This is a genomic window from Hymenobacter sp. UV11 (assembly GCF_004684095.1).
GTDB lineage: Bacteria > Bacteroidota > Bacteroidia > Cytophagales > Hymenobacteraceae > Hymenobacter.
In genome coordinates, this window is record NZ_SRII01000002.1 from 216,057 (window position 1) to 233,164 (window position 17,108).

General features: G+C 61.0%; 12 protein-coding genes. 4 read left to right on the forward strand and 8 right to left on the reverse strand.

Annotation, left to right across the window (positions count from 1 at the left end; all coding sequences use genetic code 11):
• Nucleotides 1-9 precede the first annotated feature (9 nt).
• Entirely contained in the window at nucleotides 10-2,400 is a 2,391-nt protein-coding gene (locus E4631_RS03495) for a polysaccharide biosynthesis tyrosine autokinase (RefSeq protein ID WP_133657386.1), read from the reverse strand.
• 51 nt (nucleotides 2,401-2,451) lie between these two features.
• Nucleotides 2,452-3,231, reverse strand: coding sequence for a polysaccharide biosynthesis/export family protein (locus tag E4631_RS03500; RefSeq protein ID WP_133657385.1), 780 nt, complete (start codon nucleotides 3,229-3,231; stop codon nucleotides 2,452-2,454).
• Nucleotides 3,232-3,643: 412 nt separating this feature from the next.
• On the opposite strand from E4631_RS03500, the gene E4631_RS03505 reads away from it, so the two are divergent.
• Both E4631_RS03505 and E4631_RS03510 read left to right on the forward strand, forming a co-directional pair.
• Nucleotides 3,644-4,174 carry a hypothetical protein gene (locus E4631_RS03505; RefSeq protein WP_133657384.1) on the forward strand — a complete coding sequence of 177 codons (531 nt, stop codon included), beginning with the start codon at nucleotides 3,644-3,646 and terminating at the stop codon, nucleotides 4,172-4,174.
• A 193-nt stretch (nucleotides 4,175-4,367) separates the two neighbouring features.
• Entirely contained in the window at nucleotides 4,368-5,591 is a 1,224-nt protein-coding gene (locus E4631_RS03510; protein ID WP_133657383.1) for an OmpA family protein, read from the forward strand.
• Between the two features lie 79 nt (nucleotides 5,592-5,670).
• On the opposite strand, the gene E4631_RS03515 is transcribed toward E4631_RS03510, so the two are convergent.
• Complete coding sequence (locus tag E4631_RS03515; protein ID WP_133657382.1) at nucleotides 5,671-6,585, reverse strand: glycosyltransferase family 2 protein; 915 nt, start codon at nucleotides 6,583-6,585, stop codon at nucleotides 5,671-5,673.
• Between the two features lie 3 nt (nucleotides 6,586-6,588).
• The gene (locus E4631_RS03520; protein ID WP_240734649.1) at nucleotides 6,589-7,959 is read right to left on the reverse strand and encodes a flippase; all 1,371 of its coding nucleotides are present in this window, start codon (nucleotides 7,957-7,959) and stop codon (nucleotides 6,589-6,591) included.
• A gap of 462 nt (nucleotides 7,960-8,421) precedes the next feature.
• Here E4631_RS03520 and E4631_RS03525 point away from each other — a divergent pair, with 462 nt between their 5' ends.
• Nucleotides 8,422-9,450 (forward strand): YncE family protein, encoded by a 1,029-nt coding sequence (locus E4631_RS03525; RefSeq protein WP_133657381.1) that lies wholly within the window; start codon nucleotides 8,422-8,424, stop codon nucleotides 9,448-9,450.
• Between the two features lie 25 nt (nucleotides 9,451-9,475).
• On the opposite strand, the gene E4631_RS03530 is transcribed toward E4631_RS03525, so the two are convergent.
• From E4631_RS03530 to E4631_RS03540, 3 genes are all read right to left on the reverse strand, one after another.
• The gene (locus tag E4631_RS03530) at nucleotides 9,476-10,687 is read right to left on the reverse strand and encodes a glycosyltransferase family 9 protein (RefSeq protein WP_133657380.1); all 1,212 of its coding nucleotides are present in this window, start codon (nucleotides 10,685-10,687) and stop codon (nucleotides 9,476-9,478) included.
• A 9-nt stretch (nucleotides 10,688-10,696) separates the two neighbouring features.
• Entirely contained in the window at nucleotides 10,697-11,965 is a 1,269-nt protein-coding gene (locus tag E4631_RS03535; protein ID WP_133657379.1) for an O-antigen ligase, read from the reverse strand.
• A gap of 90 nt (nucleotides 11,966-12,055) precedes the next feature.
• Nucleotides 12,056-12,727 (reverse strand): FkbM family methyltransferase, encoded by a 672-nt coding sequence (locus E4631_RS03540; RefSeq protein WP_166648070.1) that lies wholly within the window; start codon nucleotides 12,725-12,727, stop codon nucleotides 12,056-12,058.
• Nucleotides 12,728-12,864: 137 nt separating this feature from the next.
• On the opposite strand from E4631_RS03540, the gene E4631_RS03545 reads away from it, so the two are divergent.
• On the forward strand, nucleotides 12,865-13,275 hold the full coding sequence (locus tag E4631_RS03545; RefSeq protein WP_133657377.1) for an EVE domain-containing protein: 411 nt from the start codon (nucleotides 12,865-12,867) through the stop codon (nucleotides 13,273-13,275).
• Between the two features lie 96 nt (nucleotides 13,276-13,371).
• On the opposite strand, the gene E4631_RS03550 is transcribed toward E4631_RS03545, so the two are convergent.
• Nucleotides 13,372-17,022, reverse strand: coding sequence for a M1 family aminopeptidase (locus E4631_RS03550; protein ID WP_133657376.1), 3,651 nt, complete (start codon nucleotides 17,020-17,022; stop codon nucleotides 13,372-13,374).
• Nucleotides 17,023-17,108 lie beyond the last annotated feature (86 nt).

Genomic DNA, 17,108 nt, shown 5'->3' on the forward strand with positions numbered 1-17,108 from the left:
GCCAGCCTTTTACACGCCGTACTTGTAAGCATTCGCCTTGTGGCGATACTCATACGTGCTGCTAAAGTGCACGTCGTTGATAAGCATGTAGAGCTGCTTCACCTTGTGGTCGCGGTGCATCTCGGTTATCTGGGCCACCAGGGCGCGGTCGGTATAGTTCTGGCGCACCACGTACACCTTGGCGTCCAGGTACTGCAGCAGCACCAGAAATTCCGATACGTAGCCCAGCGGCGGAATATCCACCAGCAGGTAGTCGTACTCGTCGCGTAGCTGCTGCATCAGTTCGGCCAGGCGCGGGCTTTCAATAAGGCGGGTCGGGTTTTGGGGCAGTGGGCCGCAGCACAGCACGTCGAGGCCCTCAATGCTGGTGTTGCTACGCGCTTCATCGAGGGTGCTGTCGCCGGCCAGATAGGTGCTCAGGCCATGCTTGGCGCGCGGGTCGATGCCGAAGTAGCCGGCCAGGGTAGGGCGGCGCATGTCGCACTCCAGCACGGCCACGCGGCGGCCGCTCTGGGCCAGCTCGGCGGCCAGGTTCACGGTGCAGAAGCTCTTGCCCTCGCCGGGTACCGACGACGTGACGCCAATCACGCGCTTGTCGAGGCCGGCGGCCAGGTACTGCATATTCACCCGCACCGACCGAAACGCCTCCGCAATGGGGCTGCGCGGGTCGTGCAGCATGGTCTGCTTATCCTCCGGCGTGCCGTGCGGAATCACGCCCAGCAGCGGAATGTTGGTGAGGCGGGCCAGGTCTTCCTTGCTCTGCACGCGGCGGTTGGTTTTGTCCTGCATCAGCACCAGGCCGGCGGGTAGCAGCAGGCCGGCCAGCACGGCCAGCAACGCCACCAGCAGCGGCTTGGGGGCCGAGGGTCCCAGGCCGTTCTGCTTGGCCGGGTCCACCACCTTCTTGTCGGTCACGTTGGTCGCTAGTGCGATGGCGGCTTCGTTACGCTTCTCCACCAGGTAGTTGTAGTTCTTCTCGTTGAAGTTGCTAGTGTTTTGCAGGTTGTTCATCTGGCGCTCGTTTTCGGGCATCTTGGTCAGCTGGCCGCGCACGTCGCCCAGCTGCTGCTCCACATCGCGCAGGGCGCTGCCCGAGCTGTTTACCAGGCTGGTCAGCGTCTGGATGAGCAACTCCTTAGTAGTGCTGATTTTCTCATCCAGCACCACTACCAGGGGGTTGATTTCGGTGCCGTTCACAATCAGCGAGGCCCGCTGGCTGCCCAGGTCTGATAGCTGCTGAATGAGGCCCGTGGTGGCCGGGTCATCAATGCCGGCGCTGCTCAGGGCCGTGGCCTGGCCGGGGCCGCGGTGTTCCTTCAGGTAGCTGAGTAGGTTTTGGTAGTAGCGGCGGTTGGTAGACAACCGGTTGCGGTTCGAGTTCAGCTCAGTCTGCTGCTGAATCCCTACCCCCAGCTGCGCGCCCGCATCGACCACGCTGTTGGCCGAGCGAAACGAGCTGAGGCTCTGCGCGGCCTTCGACTTCGACTCGGCCAGCTTGTTAATTTCATTGTCCAGAAAAGACACCGTCTTGCCGCCAATCTGGTTTTTCTGGGTCAGGTCGTCCTGCACGTAGGTGTTCATCAGCGTGTTCAGAAACTGCGTTTCCTTGGCGGGCACCGTGCCCTGCACGCTCAGCTCCAGAATGCGCGACTCGTGGTCGGTGGGCTTCACCTTGAGGCGGCTCTGGTAGTCGCCCACCAGGCTGCTCAGGTCGTTGAGCTTGAAGAAGTACTGGCCGCTGGCCTCGCCACCCAGCTGGTCGGGTTCGGGCCGTATTACCACCGTCAGCAGGGGGTTGCGCAGGGTGTCGCCGGCCGCCACGGTCTGGTCAAACTTCACGCCCAGCACCTCGCGCACTAGGTCGCCGGTGGCCAGCTGGCGCAGCTCGCCGCGCTTGGCATCGGCATGAATGCGAAACTTGCCGCCTTCCAGTTGCTCCACGTAAATAGGTACCCCCGTAATCTGCGGTCGGCCCGGCACGGCCACCACCCAAAAGGGCATGTCGCCCGCCGCCCGCTCGCGCACCTGCAAGGGCCGCACCAGGTTTAGCCACGAGCCGGGCTCGGCGTAATAGCTCACCGTGAAAGGCAGCTGGGCCAGGGTGCGCCGCAGCATACCCGACGACGTGAGCAGTCCCACCTCGTCTTCCAGCTTGAGGCCTTTGGGCTTACTGTCAAGTAGTTGTAGCAGCTCCTGGGCCTGCTTCGAGCCCGTCGATTGGTCGCCGATGAGTAGCGTCGATTGAAAATCGTACACCGGAGCTTTCACCTGGAGGTATACCCAGGCCAGGGCACCGGCCAGCAGCAGCGAGCCCACAAACAGGGGCCAGCGCCGCTGAAGCTTAAAGAAAAGCTCGTGCAGGTCTATTTCGGCCGCAAAGGGCGCAGGACGCATTTCCATAGCAGAAAGGGGAAGGTTAGGATAACTTAGCGAAGGCTATTCGCAGGGTAGTTAGCGAGTTAAATAACTAATAAGCAGCACGATGGCTGAAATACCCGCGAACACAATGCCCAGGTTGTTAGCATTGCCGCGGGCCGTGCGTGCCTTTTGCGGCTCCACGTAGAGCGCGTCGTTGGGCAGCAGATAATAGTAAGGCGATTTCAGCAGGTTGGGGTCCGTGAGGTCCAGCAGCACCACTTCCGAGCCTTTTGTCGTTTGCCGAATAAGCTTGATGTTCTGGCGGTTGCCAAACTCCGTGAGGTCGCCGGCCAGGCCCAGGGCTTCCAATACGGTAGCCTGCGGGTTATAGATGAAATAGCGCCCCGGCTGGCGCACCTCGCCCAGCACCGTCACCTTGAAGCTAAGCAGCTTTACCAGCACGTTGGCATCGCGCACATAGGCGCCCACCTTTTGGCGCACCAGCGTCTGGGCCTGCTCCACACTCAGGCCCTGCACCTTCACCTGCCCAATGGTGGGTAGGGTAATACTACCGGTATCATCTACCGAATAGCCAGTTAAGTACAGCACGCCGGGGTCGCCGGTGGCAATGGTCTGCGGCCCCTGAATGTTAAAGATATCGCTTAGCGCCGGCTGCACACTCTGCACCTTAATGCTGAGCACGTCACCGGCTTGCAGCAGGTACACGGGCCGCACATTGTCTACCGAAGTGGGGGTAGTAGTAGAATAGCGGCCGCCCTGCAGGTAGGGTAGCTTGTTCTGCACCACGCAGCCCCCGAGCCCGAGCAATAGCCATCCGTAAACCAGTAAACGTAGTCGAAAAGGTGAAATCATAAGTTTGAAAGCTAGTAAAAGCTAGTGGTGTGGTAGAGCAAGGGCGACTATTTAGCGATAAAATTATACTATCGGTTTGCGAAAACCATAAAAAATTTAATTTTAAAACCGAATCAGGCTATTTCCAGTAGATTACGTCGGGAAGTACGCTTACCGACTCAAGAGGTTAGTAGGTAGGCAAATTATAGCTCGAAAGGACCTGAATAACCGCAAACTTGGTAAGCACTTGCCGCGTATAGTCCGGCGCTGCCGAGGTTACGCCGGGCGCATATTCGCCGCCGTAGAATTCACTAATTAACTGATGATTAGTCGAATTTACAGTAAAATGAATTTCTTTTCATAATCGTAAGTCTACCCCTACCCACCGGGCCCAACCTGGCGCAAGCCTCCTGCTATGAGAAAAGCTTTTCCCTTGCTCTTTTTACTCGCCGCCGCGGGCTGCAATTCCTCGTCGGCTCCTCAAACGGCTGCTACCCCCACCGGCGCAGCCAACGAGGGCACCCCAGCCGACTCTTTGCAGCGCGCCGTAGTAGCCTTCATGCACACCAACGGCACCGAGTTTCCAAGCTATGAGCCAGTGAGTTGGAGCAAGCCCGCCGTCTACACCCGCCAGAGCGAGGCGGCTATTAAAGGAGTCGTGGCTATGAAAGCGTTTGACGACGCGCTGGTGCCGCGCAACCAAGCTCTGGCCAACTACAAGGCGTCATTGGCCCGCCACGACCCGCCCGCCCGCAACAAGGCTATTGAGGCCTTGTATGGCAAGGCCAACAAGCATAACGATTCGTTGCTGGTCATCGCCAACAGCTTTATCGGTGTTTCCGATACCACGCGCCTGGGCACCGAGCTGGTGCATCGCTTTCGTTTCAAAAACAAGTCGGGCGCGGTGGTGCTCGACAGTGCCACCTTCGTGGTGTACCCCGGCGGTAAAGTCGAGCAGCTCTAAAAGTACCTTGATTATTAGCTGATTTGGGGTATTTGGGCTGGCCAGGCCAGTCGTGCCGCCTGCCCCAAAACTTATTTTTCGCGCGCCGCGCCATTTCTTGGATTTTGTCAATCTGAGAGCTGCCTTGCGCCGTACATTGCGTAGTAATAAAACAATAAAAAGTAGCACTACTCACTCTTCGCCCATTTCTGCCATGATTACGCTAAAAGATATGCCGCACGAAATCCAGAATTTCGTGCGCGACCATAACCTATTGCAAGCCAATGGCCTGACTGGCGAAGACCCGGCGGCTGTGCACACGGCCCTGGCGCGCCTAAGCGAGGTAGTGCTGAGTGCCTTTGCCGAAACTGCTGGCCAGCACGGCAGCCGCGAAGTAGTGTGGAACCTGGCCAGCGAGGCGGGCACTGCCCCCGACGCCGGCCAGCAAGGGGCCGACCTGGTGCGCAACGTGCTCGACGACCGCTACCACGGTACCGTGCACGGCGTAGTGAAAGAAACCCAGGTGCAAACCGCCACCGTCGGCCGCCTGCTGGAGGTGGCGGCCGCGGCGGCCCTGGCCATTATGGGCCGCCTGGTGGCCACGCATAACTGGTCGGCCCAGGAGCTGAACCAGTGGCTGCGGCCCTACCAGGTAGCCGGCGTGGTGCCGCCGGTGGCAGTGGCCGCCGCGCCGGTGCTGGCCGCCACGGGCGCCAGCGGCTCGGCCTCCTGGCTGTCCGCGCCCTCCAACATCCTACTGCTAGCCGTGAGCCTGCTTGCACTAGGAGAGTTTGGCTACATTGTGGGCACGCGCACCAGCAGTGCCGAAGTTGCTTCGGTAGACACCGCCGCCGCGCCCACGCCCACCGATGGGCTGGCCTCTACCCCCCCCACCGGCGGCCAATACACGGCCCTGCCGGTAGTGAGCCGCACGGGCACGGGCGCCGACGCGGCCCGCAGCGCAGCGGCGGTGCCGGTGGTGCTGAAGCTCAAAAACGGCCTGCGGCAGGTAATTGGCGCGGCCTCTACCGAAAGCAAGCTCTACCAATTTCTGATTGACCCCACCAAGGAAGTGGACCTCGTGGACCCCACCAAGGACTGGATTGGCTTCGACCGCATCTACTTTGAATCGAGCAAAGCCACGCTCACCAACGAGTCGTTGTGGCAGCTATCCAACGTAGCCAGTATTCTCAAGCGCTTTCCGGAGGCTAAAATCAAGATTGGCGGCTACACCGATAGCTCGGGCAACCCCCTTAGCAACCTACGCTTGAGCCGCGAGCGCGCCGCCGCTACCAAAGACGCGCTCGTGGGTATGGGTGTGCCCACCGAGCGCCTCACGGCCGTAGGTTTCGGCTCCCTCGATAACATTACCACCAACGATACCGAGGAAGGCCGCTCCATCAACCGCCGGGTGAGCATGCAGGTCACGGATAAGTAATTAGCAGTGAATAGTGAGCAATTATTGGATGGCGTAATTGGCTACACGAGCCAGTAGGCCATCCAGTAATTGCTTACTGTTAATTACTTCTGTGTCTCCACTTGTAGAATTGAAGCGTACGGATGGTGTCGGGCCGCTTGCGGAAGTTGTTGGTGAGGCTGTCCATGGTGGCCTCGCCGTAGAGTAGGAAGTTGTAGAGGCGGTTGCTGCGCTTGGCCACGGCTTGCTGAAAGGTGGCGCGCGCCGCCCAGCTCGCAAACAGCAAGCGGCCAATGGTATTGCCGAACTGGTTTTGCAGCACCCGGCGCTGGTTGCGCACGGCGTAGTACTGCTTCCAGGCGGCCGGCCACGGAATGCCGTCGCGGTCGAACGAGGCGGGGTGGTAAAACACACTGCTTGGCACTGTCACGATGGGGAAGCCATTTTTCTGGGCCCGTGTCATGTACTCCACCTCATCGCCCCAGATAAAGAGCGCCTTATCCGGGATGCCAATGGCTTTTACTACTTCGGAGTGAATGAGCGTGCCGTTGAAAAACGACGCTACCCCGTACACCAGGTCCTGGCCCGTCATGTCGGTTACCTTGCGGTAGGCGCGGTTGGGGCGGTCCACGAAAAAGGCTAGTTCCTCGGAATTGCTGGCGCTCACCGACATCGAGTTCTTGATGCACGGCCCCAGGTTGGGCGATTCCAGCAGCCGGGCCAGCGCGTCGGGCGCAGCCAGGCAGTCGTCGTCCATGCACCAGAGCCAGGTGTGGCCCGCCGCATACGCCGTGCTGATGCCTGTGGCGAAGCCGCCCGCGCCGCCCAGGTTGGCCTGGGTCGTCAGGGCCAGGTCGGACTGGGTGGCCAGCCACTCGGCGGTGCCGTCGGTGCTGCCATTATTGATAACAAATAGCGCGTCGAGCGGCCGGCTTTGCTGGCGCAGGCTATCGAGGCATAATTTGAGGTCGGCGAGGCGGTTATAGGTAACCACAACTGCGGCAACTGTTTCCATAATTTATCTATTTCTAAGGGTTTGCACGCGATTTTTAGTAAAAGCAATGGCCTCGCGCAAGTGCGAGAGCTTCACGACATTGATGCCCTTCCAGCGTAGGTAGCCGTACATAGCCAGGGTGATGTACAACTCGGTGAGCACCAGCGCGTAGGCCGCGCCCACGTGGGCATAGCGCCGCACCAGTAGCCAGTTGAGCGCTAGCCCCACCACCGAGCCCACGGCCGTCACCATGAAAAAGGCCCGGTCCATGCGCAGGTTCAGCATGGTGTGCAGGCCCAGCAGGTTACTGAGGCCGATAATGAGGGGTAGCACGCACACGATGCGCAGGATAGTACTGGCATCTTGAAACTTAGCGCCGTAGAGCAGCGTGAGCACGAACGGCCCCACCAGCCACAGCCCCACCGCCACGATGCTCATCAGAATAAAGAGCGGGAAAAATGTGTTGCGCACCATGCGCAGCCCCTGCTCGCGCCCCTGCCCAAAGGCCTGCGCCACAATCGGAAAAAAGGCCTGGTTGAGCGCCAGGCCCACAAACGACTCGGCCATGCCCTCCAGCCGGGTGCCGGCCGCGTAGATGCCCACGTTGTAGGGTAGGCTCATCAGCCCCAGAATGAAGATGTTGGAGCTGGCATAGATAGTGATGGTGACGGACGAGAAAAACAGCGTCCGGTCTTCCCGAAACCGAGTGCGCAGCTCGGGAAACGTGGGCCAGCGAAACCGAATGTTAAACCGCCGCATGGCCACGTAGAGCGCCCCCACGCTCACCAAAATCTGCGAGACGCTGATGGCCAGGTTTTGGTAGAAGTAGTCGCTGGCCTGCCGGATAAGCAGCAGCACCGACAGCGAAAAGATGAGCTTCACGGCTAGGTTGAACAGCGCTACCCGTCCCAAATCTTCCATGGCCTGGTAGAGCCAGAACGGCGACAGCACCGTGCCGATGCACACCAGGTAGGTGCACACGTGCAAAAACAGGTGCTGCTTAAACTCGGGGTTAGACAGCGAGACAATGACGAAAATGACCGTCGAGAGCACCCAGAGCAACGTTTTGCCCGCCATTACCTGGCTGAAAATGCGGTTGGTCGCCTCCTTATCGTCGCGGTTGGCGGCAATGCTGCGCACGGCCGCCATGTCGAAGCCGTAGTTGATGAGCAAGCTGAAATACGTGACGTAGGCCTGCGAGAAGTTGAGCAAGCCCAGCTTTTCGGGGCCGATAATGCGCACCACGTAGGGTACCGTGAGCAGCGGCAAGAGGAAATTAGCAATCTGCACGCTGAACAGCGAGGCCACGTTCACGGCGAAGCGCTTCATGGTGGGCTTGGCGATGCCCACCTCGTTCTTCACGATGGTAATCTCGTCGGTAATCTCGTCGCTCACTAGGCAGTGGGGCTAAAAAGGGGGGGTAGGGGGCCGCTGCTATATCACTGCGGGGCAGCTAAAAGGGCGCGCTTATCGTGCGGAGCTCGCACATACGAAGTTAACGTGCTTCTAGTCAATAGATTCTTGGTAAGTTATCGCGCGTTAGCCGTCAAAGTAGGTGCCGGTGGCAGGTACCAGTCCTGGCACGGCTCGGCTTTTCACGCACGTAAGTATCCTAGTCTTAAATGCGTTAGGCGCTGCTGTGTAAGTACTGCAACTATCCCAGAATTAGTAGGGCATTTTTTAGTTTTAGCAGTAAAAAAGACAAGGTTGCCTAGCGAGTTATGATGATACGAGGGCTTTGTCAGCCAGCGACTCACTCACTCAGGCGCCGCCTTCATCCAATGCTTATCCTACCCACAGCTTCGCCACAGAATTACGGCGCACCTTGCGGCATCTGCTCTTAACCGACCTGCTTCCATGAAAAAAATAATAGTGGCCGTGGCGGCTTCGCTGGCCCTGCCGAGCGGCGCGGCCCTGGCCCAAACGGCGCCCTACCGCCTGCTCCATACCATTGCCGTGGGCGGTGAGGGTGGCTGGGACTACCTCAACGTGGACCCCGCCGGCGAGCGCCTCTACCTCTCGCACGGCACCCAGGTGGAGGTGGTGGACTTGAAGACCCGCAAGGTTATCGGTACCATCCCGAACACGCCGAACGTGCACGGCATTGAGGTGGTGCCCAGCGCCAACCGGGGCTACATCACCTGCGGCCGCAGCAATACCTGCGTCGTGTTTGACCTGACCACGCTTCAGCCCATCGGCGCGCCCATCGCCACGGGTCTCAAGCCTGACGCGCTGCTCTACGACGCCTTCTCCAAGCGCGTGTTCTTATTTAGTAATAACGGGGGCAAGAGCACCGTGCTGAATGCCGCCACCGGCGCCGTAGAAGGCACCGCCGAGCTGGGCGGCGATATTGAGGCCACTGCTACCGATGGCAAGGGCCACATCTTCGCCAACGTGGAGGATAAGAGTGAAGTTATCGAGTTCGATGCCAAAACCCTGGCCGTGCGCCAGCGCCACAAGTTGGCCCCCGGCGAAGAGCCCACCGGCCTGGGCTACGACCCCAAAACCAACCGCCTCTTCAGCGCCTGCCACAACGAGAAGCTGATAGTAACCGACAGCAAAACCGGCAAGCAAATCGCCGTGCTGCCCATCGGTGCCGGCGTCGATGGGGCCGTGTTTGACCCCAGCACCAACAATGTGGTGACTTCGAACGGCGGCGCGGGCACGTTCACGGTCATCCACCAGGACTCGCCCACCACGTACACCGTGGTGGCCAACATGCCCACGGCCAAAGGTGCCCGCACCATCGCCATCGACCCCAAGTCGCACCACATTTTTACCTGCACCGCTAACCTGGGCCCTACCCCCCCCGCCACCACTGATGTGCCGCGCCCACGCCCCAGCATCGTGCCTGGCACGTTCCGGGTGCTGGAGTACGGGAAATAGTATGGGTAATCTGCCCGTTCGTTAATCACTGCCCAGTAAGCAGTGGTATCGCTTCCGCCAGTACTTTTTCTGGCGAGATGCGGCCAATGGCCGGGTCGCGGGCGGGCGGGCTAAAATCGCCCTGGGCGAAGCGGGCTTCCTGGCTGGGCGGAAACAGGCAGCGGCACGGCGCCCGCAGCAGGGCAGGGGGGTAGGGAAAAAACTTGCCGTAGTTCTCACCCATAAGCACCACCAGGCAGGGCGTACCCGCCTGGACTGCCAGGTGGGCGGCCACCGTGTCATTGCTGATAAGCAGGCTGGCTCCGGCCAGCAGCGCGGCCAGGCCAGGCAGGTCGGTTTGGCCGCAACGGTTATCGAGGGGCACGCCCGGCCCGGCCAGGGCCATAATGCGTCGGGCGTGCGCGTCGTCGGCGGGGCTGCCGGCCAGCACCAGGCGGTAGCGTGGGCCATAGCGCGCATGCAGGCCGCGCGCCAGCTGCGCAAAGCGCTGGGTGGGCCACCGCTTCTGCCGGGCGCTGGCCCCCGGAAAAAGCACCAGGTACGGCCCGGCCGCCGCCAGCGTCGCTGCTGCCTGGGGCACCGTAGCGGGCAGCAGCAGCGGGGCAGCTCGGGGGGGGGTAGGGGCCGCTGCGGGATGCATAAGCTGTTGCCAGTGCGCAAAGAACTCCTGGTTGCGGTAGTACTCGTGCAGCACGGCGCGGGTACTGGGCAGTAGGTGGGTGTACCCGGCATTGAGCTGGGCCACCCAGGAGCCAAGCACGTGGGTGCCCTGGCTAGCTACGCGCACGGGCGCGCGCAGGAAGCGAATGAAATTCTCTACTGCCGGCTCGCGCACGTGTACCGGGTATAGCACTTCCCCGAAGCCCGTCCGGCCGATAAGCATCAGGATTTCGGCCCGGTAAGCGTAATCAGTAGTGAAACGGCCAAAATCGACGGGGATAAGTTGCTCCACCAGGTCGGCATCCCAGGCCTGGGCCAGCGGCGCCCAGAGGGCGTTGGCCAGTAGCGTCAGGCGCTGGCCGCGGCCGCGGGCTTCGGCACCCAGCTGGCGCAGCCAGGGCCGATAGAGCAGGTAGTCACCAATAGAATCATTGCGCACGATCAGCACGCGCGCCGGGTCGGGGGTAGCCTGTGAGGCCAGGGCCGCGGCGTCGGTCTGGTTCAGCAGCGCCACCTGGCGCGCCTGGCGGCGCTGACGGCTAAACTGACGCAAGCGGGCGAATAAAGAACCGAGCATGGCGTAAAACTACTGGCTCACCGCCGGGCGCGGCACAACTGGGGCCGGCCCCTCGGGGGCGGCGGCCAGCAGGATAAAGAATAGCCCCGTGAGCACGCCGATATTAGTTTCCAGGGTGTATTCGACCAGAAAAGACACCGAGACAATCACGTACATGAGCAGTGTCAAGATATTGCGGCGGCGCAGGGCTACCAGCAGGGGGTAGTAGAAGCCCAGCAGAAAAATCAGTAACCCGACCGCGCCATATGCGGCCAGGTTGAAGAGAAACTGGTTGTGCGGCAGCAGGTAATGGTCACGCTCGATGGCCGGAAACATATACGAGTACTGCTCGGCCATTGCGTCGGCGAGCCGGAGCTTGCTCACGCCCAGTAGTGGATGCGCGCGGATGACGACGCCGGCCACCTGATAGGAGTATACCCGCCCCGTAACGGAAAAATTGTTGGCCGCACCCGCCGACGCGAGCTTGCCGGCATCTACCCGCGTGTTGATAATCTTGTTTTGCAGCGTAGTAAAGAGCAGGAGCGAGGCCCCGGCCAGGCTAGCCACCAGCACGCTGGTTAGCAGCATGGCCCGCCAGCGCCCTAGCTGCCAGCCCAGCCAGCCCAGCCACAGCGCCCCACCCGCGTACAGCGTAACCAAGCCGCTACGGGCAGCCAGCAGATGTTGAAACAGGAATAGCAATAGCACGCTCACCAGCACGACTGGCCGCAGCCAGCGCGGCAGCTCAGAATGAAACAGCAGCACGGTGCTCGCCAGCACGGCCATACTCACCAGCAGACTAAAGCGAATATGGTCTGGCTCGGTTGGCATAAACCGCGATTCCAGGTACAGGTGGTCGATGGCCTGCACGTGCCGTAGGTAGTTGACCGTGGCGCTGGTGGCCGCTACTAGGCAGCAGCCCAGTAGCACCAGCCACACCGTGCGCTTATGCGCTGGCGGCCAGGTGGGCAGCAGTAAAAAAGCCACTGGCAGCAGCACAAAGGGTAGCTCCAGCAGGAGGTCTTGCCACAGGGCCGGCTCGGTGAGGTGGCCCCACCACAGGCCCGTGGCCAGGTGCAGCGCGTACACCAAGGTAAAGCTCAGCAATTCGGGCCAGTAAACGCGCTGCGCAATGCGCCGGTGCGCTACGCTGTAGCCCAGGCCCGTCGCAAACAGCCCGGCCACCCCAATGCTCGGCAACACCCGCACGGCATCCGAAACGAATAGCCCCACCACGATAAGCAGACTCCAGCCAACGCTTAGGTACCGTACCCGGCTTTCAGAAAAAAAACTCCGCATTTAGGAAAGGCGACGGTGTGCGCCATGAATTTTCGAGCCGACTTAGGCGAAGCCGGCCCCGGCCGGAAAAACGGTAAGCGAAAAGCTGGTTTATTTCTTTTTAAAAATCCGTTTCAGCTTTTTCCAGCGAATAAGTAGTTCCGCCTGCCGGGTTTCTAGCTTGTCCAAGAAGCTAACAGCAAACAGCCCCTGGGCGATATATACGCTGTCGCTGCCATCTTTATACCAGAGTACGTAGTTGTGGTGGTGCAGCCAGTCGCTGATTTGCGGCATATACGGGTTGGTGTAGTACTTACCGTGCGTTTCAAGCGAGAGCACCTTGGGGCGACTGCGCAGGTGCTTGAGCACGTACCACTCGGCACCCTCAATATCAACGCTGAGCAAGTCGATGGTGCCGTCGTCGATTTCAGAAAATTGTACGCAGGGTACCTCAAACGTCAGCTCTTCGCGCACGTGGTAGCGGTCGTTTTCGCGGGCCGGGCTACTGGGCAGCGCCGTGGCAAACGTGGACGAGGCCGCTTTAGAAAGCTGAAGCGTACCCGTGGTATCCCAAACTGCCACCGGGTACACGCGCACGTTATTGGCAGCGAAAGTTACCCGAATTTTTTCTGCCACTTCGGGGTCGGCTTCCACTAGCGTAGCCCGCACTCCATCTCTGATAAACTCCAGTACGTTAGATGTTTCCGGAATGTAAACCCCTACCTCGCAGACGTGGGTAAAGATTAGTTTTTTGGGCGAAAGCTTTTCGTAGATTCTGTTCATTACCGAGGGCTGGGCTAACGCCACCGTGCCAGAAGCCAAGCCAAATTCGGCATCAGCAAGCTGGACGGGAGTAGCCAATAGAGCCATAAAAGTAAAGCCTGCGCCGTTGTGGTTGCGCTGCCCCGACCTTTGCGAGCATGAACCACTGGCTCGTTAAATCTGAACCCGAAGCGTATTCCTGGGCCGACTTTGTGCGCGACGGCGGCACCGACTGGACCGGCGTGCGCAACTACCAGGCCCGCAACAACCTGCAAGCCATGCAGCCCGGCGACCTAGCCCTTTTTTACCACAGCGTGAGCCAGAAAGCCGTGGTGGGCGTGGCCCTGGTGCACGCCGCCGCCGCCCCCGATGCCACCGCCGAGGCCGGCAGCCCCTGGGTGGCCGTGCACCTGCGGCCCCACGCGCCGCTGGCCCGCCCCGTGCCGCTGGCCGCCCTCAAGGCCGAGCCCCGGCTGGCCGCGCTGGGCCTCATCCGGCAGTCGCGCCTGTCAGTGACGCCCGTCACGCCCGACGAGTTCGACGTGGTGCTGGCGCTGGGGGAGGGGTAGGGAGCAATGAGCAGTGAACAATGAACAATGAACAATGAACAATGAACAATGAACAATGAACAGTTTTTTTGCTCACTGCTCACTGCTCACTGCTCACTACTTTACGTCTTTCGTGTTGTCGTCCAGGTTGCGGTCTATCAGCTCGTGGTAGGGGTCCACGGCCACGGAGGCTGGCTTTTGGACTACTATGAATTGCAGCTTATTGTCGCCGGCCACGAGGCGGCGCTTGGTGAGTAGCAGGGGGGGTAGGGGCTTCTTGTCGGGGCCAAGGGCCGGAAAAACGGCGACGGGCACGTAGTCGTGCTCGGCGGCCGGCCGCTGGTTGCCGGTGCTGTCGGCGTAGAATTTCTCACTCTTCACCGTGAAGCTGACCTGGTAGCGGCCATCGGGCAGCTTCTTCGCCGCTGCGTCGGTCACCCGGTTTTCGTAGAGCGTGATGCGGTTGAAATTATCGGTAATAAACTGCTGGAGCGAGTCGGGCGCGGCCCGCCGCAACGCGCTGATAAACTCGGTCGAATTGGTATAAGGCGGCCCCTGAAAGGCCACGGCGTGCACGTAGTCGTGCAGGGCCGCGTTCAGCTTTTGCTCGCCCAGGTAGTCCTGCAGGGCATACATCACCACCGAGCCCTTGCCGTAGTGGATGTAGGGCTGGTTTTCGACCAGGGCCAGCGGCACCTCCTTCTTGCGCTCAAACGCCCGCCCTTGCAGGTAGCGGCGCTGGTCGATTTTCAGAAAATTTTCCATCGCGAAGTAGCCGTAGCGGTGCTTCACCACCATCAGGGCCGAATACTCGGCCATCGACTCCACCATCAGCGTGCTACCCTGCACGTTGCCGCCGATTACCTGGTGCGCCCACCACTGGTGCGCCACCTCGTGGGCCGTCACGTAGAAGGGAATGTTCAGGTCGTCGGGGTCCTTGGGGTCCACCTTCACAATGAAGCCGATGCTCTCAGAATACGGAATGGTATTCGCAAAGCTCTGGGCAAAGGACTGGTAGTTAGGGAATTCCAGAATACGCACCTGCTGGTGCTGGTAGGGCGAGAAGTTGCGCGAGCAATACGCCAGCGAGGCCTTGGCCCCGGCCGCCATGCTGGCCAGGTTGTAGGTGTGGCCCGGCTGGTAGTAAATGGTAATGGGAATGCTGCGCTGGCCCACCGAGTCCACCCACTTGTCTTTATAAGTTAAGTACCTGGCCGAGAGAAAGGTGTAGAAATTCAGCATGGGCCGGTCCATCACGTAGGTGAAGTAGTGGCGGCCGTCCTTGGTCCATTCCTTTTGCAGGTAGCCGGGGGCGACGGCCGTCTGGTCGGCGGTGGTGCTCACCGTGGTGCGGAAGCGAATCCAGTCCGCGTCCTGGCTGATGTAAGTGTTCTGGCGCGCCTTCAGGTCGCCTACGGGGGCCATGCGGGGCTTGGGCTTGAGGCCGTAGCTTTTGCGGGTCTGGTCGCTACCCAGCTCGGCGCCTTCGCGGTAGCCCAGGCTAGGCAGGTAGCCCGAGCTGATAAAGCTGCCATTGCCCACGATGTCCGTGTTGGGGTCGCTGTTCGGGAAGCCCAGCTCGCGGTAGTCGATGCTCATCGTGAGGGGTAGGGAATCGCCGGGAGCCAGCGGGCGGGCCAGCCGGTAGAGGCGCGTGCCGAGGCTGCTGTCGTTCAGCACCAGCGTGGCCGCGCCGGGTTGGCCCAGCGCCAGCTGCCGCACCCGCGGGTGCTGCTCCATGGGCAGGCTCACGATAACCGTATCGAGGGGCCGCGCGTGCTTGTTCACCAGCATAAACTGCCCCTGAAAATGCACCCGCCGCGTATCGGGGTAAATGTCAGTGTTCAGGTCCACAGCCACGATGCGCGGCTGGGCCACGTCGCGCAGGCGGCGGTACTGCTTTTCGTACTGCGCCTGCAGCTTTTCGCGCTGCTTGGGCGTTTGGTACTGGTTGAGGATGTTGGTGTTGTAGAAAATAAAGCTGCCCGCCGCGATGGCTACCACTACCCCCACCAGCGCCGCCAGCGTGCTGCCCGCGCCCCAGCGGCGGCGCGCTTCGGCCAGGCGGCCCGTGGTGTCGGTGCCGCGCACCCACAGCAGGTTGGCCAGCAGCACCAGCAAGATGGCCCAGCCGACCCAGTACAGCTTCGTCCACCAAAAAGCCGGCATAAAGTGGCCGTAGCCGTTCATGTCGGAGTGCGGCGCGCCCGACGCGCCGCCGTAGGCCAGCAGCCGGTGCGTGAACCCCAGCTGGCTCCGAAAAATATTGGCCACGTAATACAGTATCATCACGAAAAAGCCCAGGTACTTGTTGTTCACGAGCACCTGCACCAGCATGGCCAGCACGCACAGCAGCAGCAGGTAGGGCAGCTCCAGGCCAAATAAAGCTTTGAGATACAGCCCGATTTCGTAGTGAAAATACCCCTTCGCCGTTTGTACCAGTAGCCCGCACAGCAGCACCACCGTCAGCAGCACCACCTGCACCAGGCCCAGCGCGGCCAGCTTGCTCATAAACGGCACCCAGGTAGGCACCGGCACGGCATCGGTAATCTGGGCCACGCCGGCCTCGCGCTCGCGCCACACCAACTCGCCGCTGTAGTAGATGATGATGATGAGCAGAAACAGAAAGAATGTGCCGCTGAGCACCGTAATCACCTGGCCCGTAACGGGGTAGGTGGTGGCGTCGAAGGTTTTGCCAATCTGCGAGGCGTTGGCGAGCAAAAAAATCACGCCCGCCCCCACAATGGCCGCGAAATACACGTTCCGCACGATGCCCCGAAACTCCAGCTTCGTGAGGCTCCACCACTGCTGCAGGTGCATGGCCGGCGTGAAGAGCTGCGCCACGCGGGGCAGCCGCAGCGCGCCGGCGGCGGGCGCCACGGCATCGTCGTCGGCCAGCGCGGCGGCTACTTTTTTGCCCTTCTTAGGCGCTTTATCCGAGGCGAAGGCTGAGAACCGAAACCGGGCGTAGCACAGCACGAGCAGCCCTACCCCCACCGCCAGCCACAAGGCCCGGTTGAGCAGCACAAAGGAGCTGAGCGGCAGCAGGCGCGTGTTTTTGTCGGCCGCCGTCCAGTAGCGGGTCGTCAGGTCGATGGCGCCCAGGCCAAAGGCATCGAGCGTGGCGGCCAGGTGCTCATTCTTCAGGTCGGAGAGGTAGGCCGAGGCAATGAGGTAGCCCACCAGCAGCACCACCGAGCCGATGTAGGTGCTCAGAATGTTGCGCGTGAGCGTGGCCGTGGTGAAGAAAATGGCCCCGCTAAAAAACAGGTTGGGCAAGATAAAAACCAGGTAGGGCCACAGGTAGGTGCCAGCCGGGGTGTGCGCCAAAAAGCGGTCGGCCTCCACCCACGGCATCAGGCCCGCCAGCGCCGCCCCAATTCCCAGGCCGCTGAATACCAGCACGGCCACCAGATAAGACCCCAAAAAGCGCCCGCCCAGGTAGCCGGCCCTGGTGATGGGGGTAGTGAAAAAGAGCGGGTAGGTGCGGTACTCAAAGTCGCGGTACACGGGGTTGGCCATCAGCGCCGAGGCCACGATGACGCCCAGCGTGCTGAGCACTCCCAGGGTGATGGTTACGGAGAAGGGCGCGTTGACTTTCACCGCCTGGCCGTCGCCGCCCAGGCTCACGCTCACGCCGGTGCCAAAGCCGCCACCGGCCGCCGTCACCAGCAGGCCCGCGAGCAGCGCCAGAAGCAAAAAGTAAATCCAGGTGGCCGGCCGCCGCAGCCGGTATTTCAGTTCAAAAAGAAGTATGGGTAAAAACATAAAAGGTTGTCATCCTGAGCTTGCGAAGGACCTTATCACCTCCGCGCCGCATGGTGTAGTAATTCTGGCGAAGGCAGCCGTGATAA